This is a genomic window from Mycobacterium sp. THU-M104, assembly GCF_049197365.1.
GTDB lineage: Bacteria > Actinomycetota > Actinomycetes > Mycobacteriales > Mycobacteriaceae > Mycobacterium.
In genome coordinates this window covers 12,644-29,821 of sequence record NZ_JBMIOP010000088.1, presented here as the reverse complement: position 1 = coordinate 29,821, position 17,178 = coordinate 12,644, and the positions used below count along the sequence as shown (strand labels likewise).

General features: G+C 66.4%; 8 protein-coding genes. 5 read left to right on the top strand and 3 right to left on the bottom strand.

From position 1 onward, the window contains the following. Nucleotides 1-937: GMC oxidoreductase (locus ACOJVU_RS08380; RefSeq protein WP_421529346.1), on the top strand; the 937-nt coding region annotated here is incomplete at its 5' end. Between the two features lie 420 nt (nucleotides 938-1,357). After that, on the top strand, nucleotides 1,358-2,500 hold the full coding sequence (locus ACOJVU_RS08375) for a hypothetical protein (RefSeq protein WP_421529345.1): 1,143 nt from the start codon (nucleotides 1,358-1,360) through the stop codon (nucleotides 2,498-2,500). Between the two features lie 5 nt (nucleotides 2,501-2,505). Here ACOJVU_RS08375 and ACOJVU_RS08370 read toward each other — a convergent pair whose 3' ends face one another. From ACOJVU_RS08370 to ACOJVU_RS08360, 3 genes are read right to left on the bottom strand one after another with little or no spacing between them, the layout of a single operon-like run. Then, nucleotides 2,506-3,297, bottom strand: a complete 792-nt coding sequence (locus tag ACOJVU_RS08370; RefSeq protein ID WP_421529344.1) for an ABC transporter permease — start codon at nucleotides 3,295-3,297, stop codon at nucleotides 2,506-2,508. Next, nucleotides 3,294-4,052, bottom strand: coding sequence for an ABC transporter permease (locus tag ACOJVU_RS08365; protein ID WP_343708894.1), 759 nt, complete (start codon nucleotides 4,050-4,052; stop codon nucleotides 3,294-3,296). Before ACOJVU_RS08365 ends, ACOJVU_RS08370 begins: the two co-directional genes overlap by 4 nt. Continuing rightward, entirely contained in the window at nucleotides 4,049-4,978 is a 930-nt protein-coding gene (locus ACOJVU_RS08360) for an ATP-binding cassette domain-containing protein (RefSeq protein WP_421529343.1), read from the bottom strand. The genes ACOJVU_RS08365 and ACOJVU_RS08360 overlap by 4 nt, the downstream gene beginning before the upstream one ends. A 46-nt stretch (nucleotides 4,979-5,024) precedes the next feature. Between ACOJVU_RS08360 and ACOJVU_RS08355 the strand changes: the two genes are divergently transcribed. The 3 genes from ACOJVU_RS08355 to ACOJVU_RS08345 all read left to right on the top strand — a co-directional run bounded on the left by ACOJVU_RS08355 (nucleotide 5,025) and on the right by ACOJVU_RS08345 (nucleotide 17,006). After that, nucleotides 5,025-14,741 carry a fatty-acid--AMP ligase gene (locus ACOJVU_RS08355; RefSeq protein WP_421529342.1) on the top strand — a complete coding sequence of 3,239 codons (9,717 nt, stop codon included), beginning with the start codon at nucleotides 5,025-5,027 and terminating at the stop codon, nucleotides 14,739-14,741. Nucleotides 14,742-14,831: 90 nt separating this feature from the next. Next, on the top strand, nucleotides 14,832-15,596 hold the full coding sequence (locus ACOJVU_RS08350; RefSeq protein ID WP_421529341.1) for an FkbM family methyltransferase: 765 nt from the start codon (nucleotides 14,832-14,834) through the stop codon (nucleotides 15,594-15,596). Nucleotides 15,597-15,695: 99 nt separating this feature from the next. Further along, entirely contained in the window at nucleotides 15,696-17,006 is a 1,311-nt protein-coding gene (locus tag ACOJVU_RS08345) for a nucleotide sugar dehydrogenase (protein WP_421529349.1), read from the top strand. Nucleotides 17,007-17,178 lie beyond the last annotated feature (172 nt).

The following is a 17,178-nucleotide window of genomic DNA, read 5'->3' as shown; positions in this document are numbered from 1 at the left end:
CGCGGCCCGCAATGGCGTGCTGCCCGCGATCACCGAGCACGGCGCCCACCTGCTGGCCCAATGCCGGGTGCTGCGCCTGGAAGCCGACCACACCCACGTCCAGCACGCGATCGCCCAACACCACTCCGACATGCTGACCCTCAAAGCCAAGGTCGTGGTGCTGGCCGCCGGCGCACTGGCCACCCCACTGCTACTGCTCGAGTCCCGCTCCGGGCAGTGGCCCAACGGACTGGCCAACGGCTCCGACTGGGTCGGGCGCAACCTGATGCGCCACCTACTGGACACGATCGAGGTCTGGCCGCACCCGAGCCACAAGACCAGCGCCGCGAACAAGGAGATCGGGCTCAACGACTTCTACTTCTGGGAAGGCCAAAAACACGGCACCGTGCAGTCATTCGGCGCAATCCCACCCATGCAGTGGCTGACCAACCGCCCCGACTGGCGGGGCAAAGCGCTGCGTGCGATGAGCCCGGCGCTGCGCCAGGTCTACGAGCGGTTGTTCACCGGCGGACTTGTGCTGGCCGCGATGACAGAAGACCTGCCCTATCTGGAGAACCGCGTCCTGCCCTACGACCGGCCCAGCCTGGACGGCCGCCAGCGGCTGCGCATTCAGTACCGTTTGCACCGCAGTGAGATTGAGCGCCGCGCGACGTTTTTGCGCCAAGTGAACGCGGTGTTGCAGCCGTTTCGCCACAAGTCCGTGGGGAGCGGCGAAGCCAACGCGAACCTGGGCCACGTCTGCGGGACGTGTCGTTTCGGCACGGATCCCAAGACCAGCGTGCTCGACCCACACAACCGGGCGCACGAAGTGGGCAACCTTTATGTGGTGGACACCTCATTCTTCCCTTCCAGCGCCGGGCTGAACCCCAGCTTGACTGTCGCGGCCAACGCCCTGCGGGTGGCGGCGCACGTCGACCAGGCGCACTTCTCCAGCTGACCACGTCCGCCGCCCGCATCGAGAATCAGGCGGGGACCTCGGACACCGCGCCGCTGGACCTGAGCCGTATAGTTTCTCACCTGACGCGAAAGTTACGACGCGACGGGGAGACCGAATGCCTGCAGGGCACATGTTGCCGACGCGGTTCAGGCCTGCGCCGCAGGCCGAGAGAACCACGAACGCAGTCATCGCTCGACCAGACACATGGCGGGCCGCTCCCGCCGCGGCCACAGCATGAGTTCTGACGCAGAGCCGATGGATCGGCGTGCGAGTTCGCTCGTGTGCGACGCGGACCGTCCCGTCGAAACCCCATCGAACGAATCCAGTACCCGACGCCGACTCGTCTACGCGATCGTCGGCCTGCTGCTGCTGATGTATATGGCGTCATGGGTTTTCTTCGCGAGTACCTACGAACCTAATTTGCAGTTTTTCGCGTACTACGCGGTCGATTACAGCCAAGGCTTTGTCAGGCGGGGGCTCGGCGGCGCGATCCTGGACCCTTTTCCCGCTGACCTGTACTTCACCGGCCTGTTGATTTTTCGCTGGCTCGTGCCGGCGCTCTTCGGAGTCGGCATCGCGGCGGTGGCGTGGACGGCGGCTGTCCGATTCGGCCGCTCGGAACGCCGGCTGATGCTGGCCCTGCTCACCCCGGTGCTGCCGTTGGGCTTTGTGCACGCCGTCATGTTGCCAACGCCCGACCTTGTCGGGGAGGCCGCGCTGGCAGTGTTCGCGGTGGTGCTCGCTTCGGCGCGAAGAGACCGAACGCTACCGGTTGCGAGCGGCGTCTATGGCGTGACGATTGCGGTCCTGACCCTGCTCCACGAGGCGGTTCCGTTTCTGCAGGCGCTCGGCGCGGTCCTGGCAATCGTGGTTCTGGTGCACGGTTCCGCCACAATCCAGCGTCGCAGCGCACTACTCGCCGTGGCCCCAGGTTTGATCGTCGCGCTGACGATCGCGCTGCTGCGACGACGCGATGTATCGCCGCAGTGTGCTCGATTGCCGCACCGGGCCGTGCGCTGGGCACCCGGTCCGACACCGAGCGGCGAACACGCCTACGTCGACTATCACGACTGGACTTGCCGCTTCATCACCGTCACAACAAGAAAGACACCCCTCATAGGACCCGACCAGATCGGTTGGGGCCCTTTGATCATGTCGACTCTGGCCGGGATGGTCATCCTCACCCTGACGATGCTGGCCATCGGGGGCTTTTCCGGCGTGCCATTCGCGCGAGTTCGCCACACCATGCAGGGACGGCTTTCGTGGGTCATTCTGGCGGCACTGTTGTTGCTACCGGTGTTTGCGACCTCCGCCGATTGGACCCGGTGGTGGATCGCGATCTCTTTCGATGTGGGCATCGTCTACCTGCTCTTCGCGAGCCGTCAACCCGAATCCGCCCGACCGGCCACCCGAGGCACCCGGATCTGGTTCGCCGTCGCGATCGTCTTCTTCGCCCTGTCCCCGATCCCCGCTGCGATCAACACCGAACAGTCAGTGCGTGGCCTGGTAACCCGCTGCGACCAACTGGCGAATGACCCGATGTGGGTCGGAATCTGCCCCTGATCGTGTCAGTGGCCGGCTTGCGCGGCGGCACGGTAGCCGCGCACGGCCAGTGGCCCGAGCAGTGCAGCCAGACCAAGAGTCCATGTAACGGTCAGCAGGAGCGGCCACAGCACGGGGCCGCCTTCGGCAAAGGCACGCATGGCCTCGATCGGCCCCCACATCGGCTGAAGCTGGACACTGAGCCGCACCGACGACGGCAGCGCTTGAGCGGGAACCACACCAGAGCTGGCGAACACCAAACCGGTGGCCGGCACCCCCAGCCAGCTGAGCACGGCGCCGGTCTTGGCGCGCACGGCGACCGCTATCACCGCCGTCGAGAAGACCACGATCACCGGCACCGGCACCAATACGAACGGGATCACCGCGAGCCAACCGCCTTTGAAGCGCAGCCCGAGTCCGACACCGACCGCGGTGATCAGCGCGGAACTCATCAACGTGCGCGCCGCCTCGGCGACTAGTCGACCGGTCAGGGCGCTGGCCCGGTGTACGGGAAACACCCACAGTCTGCCGATCAGACCCCCGTCGCGCTCGAGGGTCATGCTGCGGCCGGCGGCAACCGCGCCTAACATCGCACCGACCAGGGCGCACATCGGCACCAAGCTGTAAAGACTGTCTGTGCCGGTGATTCTGAGTAGCGACTTGCCCAACAACAATTTGAAGGTGACCAGCAGAAAGGTCGGGTACACCAGACCCTCGATCAGCATCGACGGCTGGTGCCGCCACCGGGTGAGCAGCTGGCTCGTGAACACCAGACTCTCGGCGGCCAGTGAGCTCCGCGGCGGCACCTCCTCGCTCATTGCAGCCGCCTCTGTGCCCGCACCGCAAGTGCGCCGAACAGCACCAGCAGACCAACGCACCACGCCACACTGGCCGCCAGATTGTTGACCACGACATGGCCGGTGGCGAACCCCCGCAGGGTTTCGGTGACCTGCGAAACAGGTTGATAGCGCACGAACGGATGCAGCCAATCCGGAAAGGCGTCGGCCGGCGCCATCCCGGTCGACAGCATGAACAGCAGCAATTGGGGAACCAGGAGCATGTGAGCGAGCAACCCGCCCCTGATCCCACGTTTCGTGGCTGCCGCACGAACCCCGGCAGTGTCGGCGGCCAGCGACAACGCCAGCGTCAACACCAGCGAAAGAGCGACGAAAGCCGCCACATAAATGAAACCGCCGAACATCCGGAAGCCGAACACGTATCCGACGGCGATCGTCGCGAGCAGACCGAGGATGCCACGGAAGAGGCAGTACAACATTCGAGCCGTCACCGGTGCCAGGGTGGCTATGGGAAGTGTCCGGAGCCGATCGGCGAAGTCGCTCAACTCGTCTCGGGCAGCCCTGTCGACGGTTGTCAGCCCACCGAGGAAGATCACCTGGATCAGGATGGCCGGTAGGACGTACTCGGGGTAGCTCATGCCACCGGTGTCGATCACTTTGCCCAGAGCGAGGTTGAAGAATACGAAGTTGGCGACGGGCGCCAAAACCGCGAACGGCAGGTCGTCGCGCATCGTGGCGAGTACAACGCGCTCGGTCAGAGCAGCAATCGCGGTCACGTGGTGACGCTCTCCGTCAGGTGGATGAACGCTTCGTCCAAGGACGGCTTGCGCAGCGCTATGTCGAGCAGCTCCACGCCGAGCCGGTCCACCCGCCGAAACACCTCCCCGAGCATCGCAACACCGTCGGGCGCGCGCACCGACACGGTGTTCGCCTCGTAGTCGGCTTCGGCGCCGTCGAGATCGGCGACTGCAGAGAAGATCGTGGAGAGGTCGCCGGGATTGACAGGACTCACCGTGCAATAGCCCAGTCCGACGCGGCGCTTGAGGTCTTCGGCGGTCCCGTTGGCGACAATACGACCTTTGTTCAGGACGACGATCGAATCGCTGAGCACGTCGGCTTCTTCGAGATACTGGGTCGTGAGCAAGATGGTGACACCCTGGGCCGACAAGGACGACACCAAGCCCCACACATCCCGGCGACTACGCGGGTCCAACCCGGTTGTCGGCTCGTCGAGAAAGAGCACCTCGGGCGTAACCATCAATCCGGCGGCGATATCGATACGGCGCCGCATGCCACCCGAATAGGTTCGCACCGGCCGGTCGGCGGCGTGCGACATCTCGAACTGATGGATCAAAGCGTCCGCGCGCAGCCGCGCATGTTTGCGCCGCATTCCCCGCAGCCGGCCGAACAACACCAGGTTCTGCCGGCCGGTGAGCTCAAAATCGAGCGCGGCAAGCTGTCCGATGCTACCGATGCTTGCCCGAACCTGCGCCGGGTCCCGGACGACGTCGTAACCAGCCACGATTGCCCGGCCGGAGGTGGGCTGCACCAACGTTGACAGGATCTTGATCGTGGTCGTCTTACCGGCGCCGTTGTGACCGAGCAGGGCACACACCGACCCCGTCGGGACTGCAAAGCTGACGTCCTGCAACGCGTGAGTTGTCCCGTCGAAAGCCTTGGCCACGCTGTCAAGCTCGATCACGAAGACAGACGATACCCGTGTTGGACAGTGTTAGTATCCTCACTCTGTGATTGAGTCCTGCCTTCCCGCCGCGCTGCGGGAGCACGCGCGTCTGCGCCCCCATCAGACAGCGCTGACGTTCGCTGACTACGAGCGGGATTGGGCGGGCGTCACAGAAAGCTTGACGTGGTCGCAGTTGTACCGGCGAACGCTGAACGTCGCTCGGGAGCTGAAGGCGCACGGGTCCACCGGTGATCGCGTGGTGATATCGGCCCCGCAAGGACTCGACTATATTGTCGCGTTTCTGGGCGCATTGCAGGCCGGGCAGATCGCCGTTCCGCTGTCCGTTCCGCTGGGCGGTGCCACTGACGAGCGCGTTGGTGCGGTCCTGCGTGACGCGTCGCCGACGGCCATTCTGACCACTTCTTCTGCGGCAGGCATCCTCACCGAGTACAGCAAGGCCCAGCCAGGTGAGCGCCGCGCGCCAGCGCTGGTCGAGGTTGACGTGCTGGACCTGGACGCCCAGGACGGAGCCGCCGCCGAGACCAGCGACTGGCCGGACATCGCGTATCTGCAATACACCTCCGGGTCGACCCGGACACCAGCGGGAGCCATGATGTCGCACAGAAACATCGTGGCCAATATCGAACAGGTGAAATCTGCCTATTTCGACGACAACGGCGGTGTCGCCCCACCAGACATGACCGTGGTGTCCTGGTTACCCTTTTTTCACGACATGGGTTTGATCCTGGGCATCGTCTTGCCGATACTGGGGGGCGTTCCTGCTGTCCTCACCAGCCCGGTGGCATTCTTGCAGCGGCCGGCGCGGTGGATGCAATTGCTGGCGAGCAACAGTCGCGCATTCACCTCAGCGCCGAACGTGGCTTTCGAATTGGCCACGCGAAAAACCTCTGATGAGGACATGGCCGGGCTCGATCTCGGCGGCGTGTACAACATTCTCAATGGTGCCGAACGCGTACAACCGGCGACGCTGCAGCGCTTCGCCGAGCGATTCGCCCGCTTCAATCTCGACCCCCGGGTATTGCGGCCCTCATACGGGCTCGCGGAAGCCACTGTGTACGTGACGACCAGTGAATCGCGGCGACCACCGGTAACCGCGTATTTCGAATCCGAGGAACTGACCGCCGGCCGCGCGAAACGGTGCGCGAGCGGAGACGGTATACCGCTGATCAGTTACCGCCTGCCGCAATCGCCGACGGTGCGCGTCGTCGACCCCCAGACCGCTACCGAGTGTCCGGCGGGAACGGTCGGTGAGATCTGGGTGCACGGCGACAACGTCGCATGCGGCTATTGGCAGAAACCGCACGAGACGGAACGCACTTTTGGCGCGACTCTGGTCGCGCCGTCAGCCGGAACACCCGAGGGGCCATGGCTGAGAAGCGGAGATCTGGGCGTCGTCTCGGAAGGCGGCCTGTTCGTCATCGGACGTATCAAGGATCTGCTGATCGTCTACGGCCGCAATCACTCTCCCGACGACATCGAAGCAACGATCCAGGAAATCACCCATAACCGCTGCGCGGCCATCGCGGTTCCCGGTGACGACGGCGTCGAGGGTTTGGTGGCCATCGTCGAACTCAAGACGCGCGACGAATCCGACGAGGCTGCGGCGCGCAGGTTGACCGCGGTCAGGCGTGAGATCACCGCGGCGATATCGAGATCGCACGGCCTGGGTGTGGCGGATCTCGTTCTGGCGCCACCCGGTTCGATTCCCCTGACCACTAGCGGCAAGGTCAGGAGGCGGGACTGCGAAAAGCTCTACCTGCGTGACGCGTTCACCCGCATAGACGGGGCGATCCGCGCGCCGCAGCGGCCCGTGGTCGATGACACCGACACGGGCGCCGGGGCGGACGCGGGATTGGCCCAACGACTCCGCACCCTGCGCGAGCGCCAACACGACCTGCTGGTGGCGGAGGTGTGCGCGCAGGCGGCAACGGTGTTGGGCCATCCCAACCCTGACCACATCGACCCCGAACTCACATTCCAGGATCTGGGGTTCGACTCGATCAAGGCGACCGAGCTGCTCGACCGGCTCAAGACCGCCACCGAGCTGGAACTACCGCTAACCCTGGCGTTCGACTATCCCACCCCGGATGAGTTGGCCGGCCGTCTGGGCCAACTGCTGGGCGAGCCGGCGTCGGCCGCCGCAGCGGCGGACGCGCACGTGCGGGTGGACGAGCCGATCGCCGTGGTGGGAATGGCGTGCCGGTTTCCCGGCGGGGTGAATTCGGCTGCGGCGCTGTGGGATCTGGTGGCCGGGGGCACCGACGCGGTGGGGGATTTTCCGGTCGACCGCGGCTGGGATCTGGCGAACCTGTTCGACCCCGACCCCGACGCGGTCGGCAAGACCTACACGCGTGCCGGCGGTTTTGTGACCGACGTTGCCGGCTTCGACGCCGACTTCTTCGGGATCTCGGCGCGCGAGGCCCACAGCATGGATCCGCAGCAGCGGTTGCTGTTGGAGGTGTGCTGGGAAGCCTTGGAAACCGCCCGCATCGATCCGGCTACCCTGGTGGGCTCGCAGACCGGGGTGTTCGCCGGGGCGTGGTCACAAACCTACGGCGCGGGCGGGTCCGACGGTGCGGAGGGTTACGGCCTGACCGGTTCGTCCACCAGTGTGGTCTCCGGGCGGGTCGCCTACGCACTGGGTTTGCAGGGCCCGGCCGTCACCGTCGACACGGCGTGCTCGTCCTCGCTGGTGGCCGCGCATTGGGCGTGTCAGTCGTTGCTCAACGGGGAGTCCAGCCTGGCGCTGGCCGGTGGCGTCACGGTGATGACGACACCGACGATATTCACCGAGTTCTCGCGCCAACGCGGGCTGGCCGCCGACGGGCGGTGTAAAGCGTTCTCCGCCAACGCCGATGGCACCGGATGGGGCGAAGGGGCCGCGGTGCTGGTGCTGGAACGGCTCAGCGACGCCCAGCGTAACAACCACCCGGTGCTGGCGCTCATCGCCGGCTCCGCGGTCAGCCAGGACGGCGCCTCCAACGGTTTGACCGCCCCCAACGGGCCCGCTCAACAACGTGTCATCACCCAGGCCGTCGCCAACGCGGGAATCAGCCTCGGCGACGTGGACGTGGTCGAAGCCCATGGCACGGGTACCACCCTGGGTGACCCGATCGAGGCCGGCGCCCTGATCGCCACCTACGGCGCCGCACGCGAACCGGAACATCCGCTGTGGCTGGGGTCGATCAAATCCAACATCGGCCACACCCAGGCCGCCGCCGGGGCCGCCGGAATCATCAAAATGGTCGAGGCCCTCAACCACGACAGCGTGCCCCCGACCCTGCACGTCGGCAGCCCCAGCCCGCACATCGACTGGTCGGCCGGCACCGTTCGGCTGCTGACCGAGCCGGTGGCGTGGCCGGCCACCGGACACCCCCGCACCGCGGCGGTGTCCGCGTTCGGGATCAGCGGCACCAACGCGCACGTGATCCTGCAACAAGCCCCCGCCCCGCCGGCCGAACCGGCTGACGCCGAGGCCGCGGCCGGGGACGCCGGTGAGGAGTTCGGGCCGTTGATGTGGCCGGTTTCGGCACGCACCGCCGCGTCGTTGTGCGCGCAGGCCGACCGGCTGCACCGCCACCTTGGCGACCGTCCCGATCTGGATCTGGCCGATGTGGCCTACAGCCTGGCCACCACGCGGACCCATCACCCGTACCGGGCGGTGATCACCGCACCGGCGGGCAGCGCCGATCCTCGTAAAGAGCTTTTGGACGCCCTGGATGCGCTGCGGGCCGGCCAAGTCCATCCACAACTGACCGGCCACCATTACCTGGCCCACCTGCGCGGCAAAATCGTGTTCGTGCTGCCCGGCCAGGGCGGCCAATACCCGGGGATGGGGCGAGAGCTCTACGAACACCACCGCGTCTTCGCCGACACCGTCGACGACTGTGACAACGCGTTGCGCCCCTTCACCGGCTGGTCGGTGCGCGAGGTCCTGTGCCGAGCACCCGGCGCCCCGGAGTTGGAGCGCGTCGACGTGGTTCAGCCGGTGCTGTTCACGATGATGGTCTCGCTGGCCGAGGTGCTGAGGAGCTACGGCGTCGTGCCCGATGCCGTGATCGGCCACTCCCAGGGAGAGATCGCCGCGGCCTACATCGCCGGGGTGCTGTCCCTGCCCGAGGCCGCCAAGGTGGTGGCGCTGCGCAGTCAGGCGCTCAGCGCCCTGGGCGGCACCGGCGCCATGGCATCCGTGCTGCTCAGCGCCGATCGGCTGGAGCCACTCCTGCGGCCCTGGGGCGAGGCGTTGAGCGTCGCCACGATCAACGGTCCCTCGCACACCATCATCAGCGGCACCCCCGACGCGCTGGAGCAGTTCACCGCGACCTGCGAGCGGGACGGCATCCACATCCGGGCCATCGCGGTCGATTACGCCTCACACTCGGCCCACGTCGAACCGCTCCGGGAGCGCCTGCTGGCCGAGCTGGCCGAGCTAACCCCAATGCCCTCCAGCATCCCGCTGTATTCCACAGTGGGAGAAGCGCTTTCGGTCGAACCCCTCGACACCACCACCATGGACGCCGACTACTGGTATCGCAACCTGCGCGAGCCGGTCCGGTTTCACGACCGGGTGGCCGAGCGACTGGCCGTCGGCGAGCACACGTTTGTGGAGCTGTCCCCGCACCCGGTGTTGGCCCCGGCGATCACCGACGCCCTGGCCCAGGCCACGGGACGGACCCAGTCCACGGTGATCACCACGATGCACCGCGACCATCCCGATCACGACAACCTCGCCACCGCCTTAGCCCACCTGCACAACCACGGACACAGCCCTTCGTGGTCGGCGCTGTACCCGCACGCGCGCACCATCGAGCTGCCGACTTACCCCTTCGACCACCGCCGCTACTGGCTGAACCCCGCTCCGTCCGGCGACGCGTCCGGGCTGGGTCAGGACCCGGCGCAGCATCCCCTGCTGGGTGCGGTTGTCGACCTTGCCGCCCAGGATCAGGTCGTGTTGACCGGTCGGTTGTCCACGGCCACTCAGGGGTGGTTGCGTGGCCACCAAGTCCAGGACACCGTGCTGTTCCCGGCGACCGGGTTCATCGATCTGGTGTTGCAAGCCGGCGAGTACGCCGGGTGCCCGGTGATCGACGAACTCGTTCTGCATACCCCGCTGAGGCTGTGCGACGGTACGCCCACCGATCTGCAGATCGCCGTGCATCCGGCCGAGGACGCCGGGCGGCGCGCGTTCAGCGTCCACTCGCGCACCGGCGACCAGTCCGGCGCCTGGACGTTGCACGCCAGCGGCGCGCTGAGCGCCGAGCAGCCCGCCGCCGTCCCGCTCATGCCGGCGCCGGCTGTCGAGGCCGTCGACCAGGACGACTTCTACGACCGGCTGGCCGGGCGCGGCTACGGCTACGGCGGCCCCTTCCGGTCGCTGCGGGGCATCGGCACCGACGCCGCCCACCCCGAAGCTGTCCATGCCGAGGCGGCCCTGCCCGCCGGCACCGATGTCGCCGGCTACGGCATTCACCCCGCTCTCCTGGATGCCGCGCTGCACGCGATGGCATCCGTGCTGGACCTCACTGGTGAGACCGACTCGGCGTCGTTGCGGCTGCCCTACGCGTTCAGCGGGGTCACGCTGCATGCCACCGCGGCCACCCAGCTGTACGTCGAGTTGACCCGCACGGCCGAGGACACGTGGGAGCTGCGCGCCGCCGATCCCACCGGCGCCCCGGTGATCACCATCGAAACGATCACCCTGCGCGAGCTGACCGACATCAGGAGCCAGCTGGCCGCTGTCGCCGACCTGCGGGACAGCGTGTTCCACCTGAGTTGGCCCCCCCTGCTTGACGACACCTCGCCGGCAGCGGCGACCACACCCGGGTGGGCGGTTGTCACCGGCTCACCGGATCGACTTCCCGCCAGCCTGTCGGGCGGCCCGATCCACACCGACCTGGCCGCCGTGGAACCGTGCCCGGAGTTGGTGGTCTGGTTTCTGCCCGACGCCCCCGAAGCCGAAGCCGCGGCCGATCCGTTGCGGCAGGTGCACAGCCTGACCCGCGACGTCCTGGCCCAGTTGCAGAGTTGGCTGGCCCGGCCCGACACCGCCCACGCCCGCCTGCTGGTCGTCACCCGAAATGCGGTCAGCGTGAGCGCTTTCGACGGTGTCCCCGATCTGGCCCAGGCCGCGGTCTCGGCGCTGATCCACACCGCCCAAAACGAACACCCCGACCGTATCGTCGTGCTCGACATCGACAACACCACCGCCACCCACGACAACCTGCTCGCCATCGCCGCGACGCGACCGGCCGGCGAGCCGCAACTGGCCCTGCGCAACGGTGTCGCCCACATCCCCCGCCTGTCCCGCCCCGTGACCCTGACCCCACCGGATGTCTCGGACTGGCAGTTGACCAGCTCCGGCAGGGGCGACTTGAGCAACCTGACCCTGGTCCCCACGACGACCGACACGCTGGGGCCGGGTCAGGTCCGCGTTCAGATCCGGGCAGCGGGGCTGAACTTCCATGATGTGGTCGTGGCGTTGGGCGCCATCGCCGACGAGAACATGGGCAGCGAAGCCGCCGGGATCGTCCTCGAGGTCGCGCCCGGGAGTTCGCTGCGTCCCGGGGATGCGGTGATGGGATCGTTCACCGACAACGCGTTCGCGCCGACCGCGATCACCGACGAGCGCATGGTCGTACCGATCCCGGCCGGGTGGTCGTTCACCCAGGCCGCATCGGCGCCGGTGGCGTTTTTGACCGCCTACATCTGCCTTGCCGAGATCGCCGGGCTGTCGGCGGGACAGCGGGTGCTCATCCATGCCGGTGCCGGCGGTGTCGGACAGGCCGCCATCCAGATCGCGCGCCACCTGGGTGCCGAGGTCTTCGCCACTGCCCACCCGAACAAGCATCACGTGCTCACCGGGCTGGGGGTCGACCCCGGCCACATCGCCTCGTCGCGCACCCTGGATTTCCTCGACGCCTTCCGCGCCCTCACCGACGGCCGGGGCATGGACGTCATACTCAACAGTCTGGCCGGCGAGTTCATCGATGCCTCACTGCAGCTGCTCCCCCGCGGAGGCAGCTTCATCGAAATCGGCAAAACCGACATCCGTGCGGCGGCCGAGGTCGCCGCCGCCCACCCCAGGGTGGACTACCAGGCCTACGATTTGGCCAGCGCCCCCGCGGAATCCCTGCAGCCGGCGTGGAAAGCACTCTCCGCGTTGTTCAACGCCGGTGTCCTCAAGCCGCTGCCCACCACCAGCTACGGCCTGCTCAACGCCCCCCAGGCCTTCCGCGACATGAGTCAAGGAATCCATACCGGAAAGATCGTCCTGATTCCACCCCCGGCGCTGGAGCCCGAGGGCACGGTGCTGATCACCGGGGGTACCGGGATGCTGGGCGCGCTCTTCGCCGAACACCTGGTCACCCACTACGGCGTCACGCATCTGCTGCTGGTGTCGCGCAGCGGACCGGCCGCCTCTGGTGCAGCAGAACTTCAGCAGCGCCTCACCGGACTGGGCGCCCACGTCACCATCACCGCCTGTGACACCACCAACGCCGCGGACCTGGCCGCGGTGCTGGACGGCATTCCCGCTGAGCATCCCTTGACCGCCGTCCTGCACGCCGCCGGGCTCCTGGAAGACGCCGCGGTGGCCGACATGACCGCCGGTCAGCTCGACGCGGTCCTGGCCGCCAAGGCCGACGCCGCCTGGAATCTGCATCGCCTCACCGCCGACCGCGACCTTGCCGCCTTCGTGTTGTTCTCTTCGGCCGCGGGCATACTGGGCAGCCCGGGGCAGGCCAACTATGCGGCCGCCAACGCCGTCCTGGACGCGCTGGCCCGCCACCGCCACCACTCCCAACTCACAGCCACCAGCCTGGCCTGGGGTTACTGGCAAACCCCCAGCGGCATGACCGCGCACCTGTCCACCACCGACCTGACCCGCCTGGCCCGCACCGGCCTGACCCCCATCACCGACGAGCACGGCCTGGCCCTGTTCGACGCCGCACTCGCCACTCAACGGCCCAACGTGCTGGCTAGCCCCTTCAACGTCGCCGCGTTGACCCGTCAAGCTCGCCACCACGCCCTCCCCTCGATCCTGTCGACACTGACCACCAGCCGCCCCCGCGCCAGCGCCGCAAGCGCCCGCAGTCTGCAGGCCCAGCTGGCCGCTCAGACCCCCGAACAGCGACGCCACGCTCTCACCGCGATGGTCACCGCCACCACCGCCGCCGTGTTGGCCCACCCCGACCCGGCGGCGCTGGATCCCGACCGTCCTTTCAAAGACCTGGGCATCGACTCGCTGACCGCCCTGGAACTACGCAACGCCCTCAACCAACACACCGGCCTGGCCCTGCCGGTAACCCTGGTCCTCGACCACCCCACGCCGGGGGCGCTCGCCGCCCACCTGGCCGACTCACTCACCGACACCGCGGCGCCCCCGGTTCCAGCCGCCCAGGTCAGCACGCGTAGCGACGCGCCGGTCGACAACAGGCTCGCCTACGTGGACCAAGCGATATTTCTCGCGATGCGCGCCGTCCACGGCACGCTGACTCAGTTCACGTGGCTCTATGACCACGCCGTCGATGTCGATGCGCTACGGCGCTTTCACCGCAATCTGGGAAACGGGTTGTTGGGGCGCAAGATCGAACGGTCCCCGGTGCCGTTCGCCCGTGATCGCTGGGTCAAGGCCCCGGCGACCGACGACCTCGATATCGTCGCGACGCCGCGGCCCCGCGCCGAGGTGAGCGCCTGGCTCGACGAGCGGGCGCGACTGCCCATCGATCCCGAGTGGGGACCCGGCTGGCATCTCGGGGTGCTTCCGCTCGATGACGGCGGGGCCGCGGTCAGTCTGGTCGTTTCGCATACGCTCGTCGACGGGGTCGGGCTCGGCCAGGCGATCGCCGATGCCGCTGAGGGCAGGAAGCGCGACTTCGGCTATCCGCCCGCGGGATCGCGCACCCGCAGGCACGCGGTGCGCGAGGACTTGCGGCAAACCGTCAAGGAACTGCCCACCATAGCGAAGGCCTTCGGTTCCGCGGCCGGGAAAATCTGGCCCGACCGCAAACAGTTCACCTCCTCGATCACCGCGGCACCCCCTGCCCCCAGGACGGCCTATGACGATCAGGTGGTGGAGGTGCCTGCCCTGACCGCCTACATCGACCTGGCGGAATGGGATACCCGAGCGAAAAGCCTTGGTGCGAGCAGCAACTCGCTGGTGGCGGCAGTCGCGTGCCGCCTTGCGGTGCGGGCGGGGCGCGTTCACGACGACGGAACAGTGACCCTGCGGTTTCCGGTGACGCTTCGCACGCACGACGACACCCGCGGCAATGCGCTCACGGTGGTCGACGTCGCCGTCGACCCGACGCACGCGGCGACGGATCTCCGGGACATGCACGCCGAGATCACCCAGGCGATCCTCGCGGCGATGAAGAACCCCGACGAGGAGTATTTGTCGACGTTCCCACTGGCACCGCTGGTACCGAAGCGGTTGAACCGGAGGCTGGCCGGGATGGCCGCGGGTGGTGTCAGCCATCCGGTCACCGTCTCCAACGTCGGTGACCTGCCTCCGGCGGTGAACCGGCCCGACGGCACCGACGCCGACTATGCCTACATGAGATCCGTCGAGCCCGACATCAAGCAGAGCACCCTCGAGCACATCGGCGGACAACTGTTCGTGGGTTCGGGGCGCAGCCGCGGAAAGATCTTCTTCAGAATCTCCGCCTACGTTCTCGGCCGGCAAAATACTCACGATGAGCTGCGGGAGATGGTGGCGGGTACCTTCGCCGAATTCGATCTGAATGCAGAAATCGATTGCTGAACTTGGTTTTTCATGGTGGCGGAATACGCTCACCGGCGCATCGGCGGGCTCAGGTGATCTGGTGAACTGCATCCGGATATAGTCGAGTTCGTGCTCAACCGCCTGGTCGACCGGCTCCGCTACGACGTCGTGATCGTGCGACCCGATCGCGCCGAGGACGCGCGGTCTGACGTGTTGAACAAGCGCGCGCTCGCACACCACCTGAACCGCCTTTTTGCCCAACTCGACATCGACTGCGTGCTCGACGTCGGCGCCAACCGTGGCCAGTACCGGGATTTCCTTCGCCGCTCCGTCGGCTATGAAGGCTGGATCATCTCGTTCGAACCGGTGCGGCGAAACGTCCGAATCATGGAGGCCGCGGCGGCGAGAGACCCGCGATGGATCGTGCGTGGCTGTGCCTTGGGCAGGGCAAATGGCCAACGCGATATCAATGTGATGAGATCCGACGATCTCAGTTCGTTCCTCACACCAGATGACTCCGTGGTCAACCAGTTTCGGGAGGTCAACGTCGTCGATCGCACGGAAAGCGTCGAGGTTAAACGGCTGGATGCGGTGCTGCCTGAGTTGCGCGCCTCCTACCCGATGCGCAACGTCTACCTCAAGATGGACACGCAAGGACTCGATCTCGAGGTGATTGAAGGTGCTGGCGCTGAGCTGCACGGTGTGGGCGCGCTGCAGACGGAGCTGTCGGTGCGGCCTCTGTATTCGGGGATTCCTTCATATCAGGACACATTGCATACCCTTGAAAACAGGGGGTTCTCGATTTCCACCATATGCCCGGTGAGCCTGGACGAGGCGATGCGTGTCATCGACCTCGACTGCGTCATGGTCAATGACGGGCCGCGTACCGACTGACCGGATCGTCCGACTTTTGCCGTCGGCGCTAATCGTCTCGGCATTGCTCACATCGGTCCTCGGGAAAGGTCCACCGTTTTGCAAATCCCTCGCTACGATGTGGCAGTCATAGGCCTTGGCTACGTCGGCTTGACTCTCGCGACTGTGCTGGCTGAGACAGGCAACAAAGTGATCGGCGTTGAAAAGCGGCCAGAGGTGGTCGACAAGACGAACGCCGGCATACCTTACTTCTGCGAGACGGGGTTGCCCGAAGCGCTCTCCCAGGTTGTTCGATCCGGCAGCTTGGTTGCCACGGAGCGATTAGATCCGGAAGCGGTCTGCGACACCTACATCATCACGGTCGGAACGCCGCTGTCGAATGAGGGCATCGTACGTACTGACATGATCGAAGCGGCCACCCACGAGGTCACCGCCCACATGCGTGACGGTGCGCTGGTGATTCTGCGTTCCACCGTCAAAGTCGGAACCACACGCGATGTGGTGTCGCCTGTCCTCGCCGCGTCCGGAAAGCTCTTCGATATCGCGATGTGCCCGGAGCGAACACTCGAAGGAGAAGCTCTGCGGGAACTGCGAGAGTTGCCCCAAATCGTGGGCGCCGATGACCCGGCCGTCGGCGATCGTGCCGCGGCCGTCTTCCGACGGCTGACCAAGTCCATCGTCCAGGTGTCGAGCCCTGAGGCTGCCGAGATCATCAAGCTCGTCGACAACACGTACCGCGACGTGCACTTCGCCTTCGCCAACGAAGTAGCGCGACTGTGCGATGCATTCCAGGTCAACGCGCACGAGGTGATCTCTTCCGGGAAACTGGGGTACAAGCGCACGAACGTGCCGATGCCTGGTCTCGTCGGTGGTCCTTGCTTGGAGAAGGATCCACACATCCTTCTTCAGAGCGCGCGAAGCCGCGGCATCGATCTGGAGCTCACCTGCGCCGGTCGGCTCGTCAACGAGCGGCAGCCGGCGGAGACAGTCACATTCATCAGCAATGAAATCGCCAGACGCAACCTGCCCTCCCCCTTGGGCATATGCGTTCTCGGGATGGCTTTCAAGGGCATCCCGGCCACCGATGATCTCCGGGGGTCGATGTCCATCAAGGTGCTCGACGAACTCAAAAAAGCTCATCCGGACGCCGAATATCGCCTGTTCGACCCGGTGATAGCGCCCGAACATCTGGCCGCGACTTTCCCGGATGAGCGCACATTCGCCCGCCTCGGGGACGCCGTGAGCGGTGCCTCGGTGGTTGTCATTGCCAACAACCATCCCGCTCTCGGCGGAATCTCGCCGAAAGCGATCAGCGAGTTCATCGCGCCCGACGGCTTCCTGTTCGACTACTGGAATCACTTCAGCCACTTGCCAGTGTCCGAGTTGGGCAACTCCTACTTCGCGGTTGGCAACAGCGGGTTGGCGGATTGACGGGAACCCGGTGTTGACGGGCCGCGATCCATCGGCGCTTCTTTCGCCAGACATCTCGTCCACCAGGCGATCCCATGTCTTGGAAAACCGCGAAACCCATTTGACGCCCTCACTGACATTCCAAAACATAAGCGGGACACGGCATGGCGCCCCCAAAACCGTAGGTCACGTG

Coding starts and splice junctions, on each gene's coding strand:
- ACOJVU_RS08370 (WP_421529344.1), bottom strand. CDS start 3,297: ATGAGCGAGGAGGTGCCGCCGCGGAGCTCACTGGCCGCCGAGAGTCTG.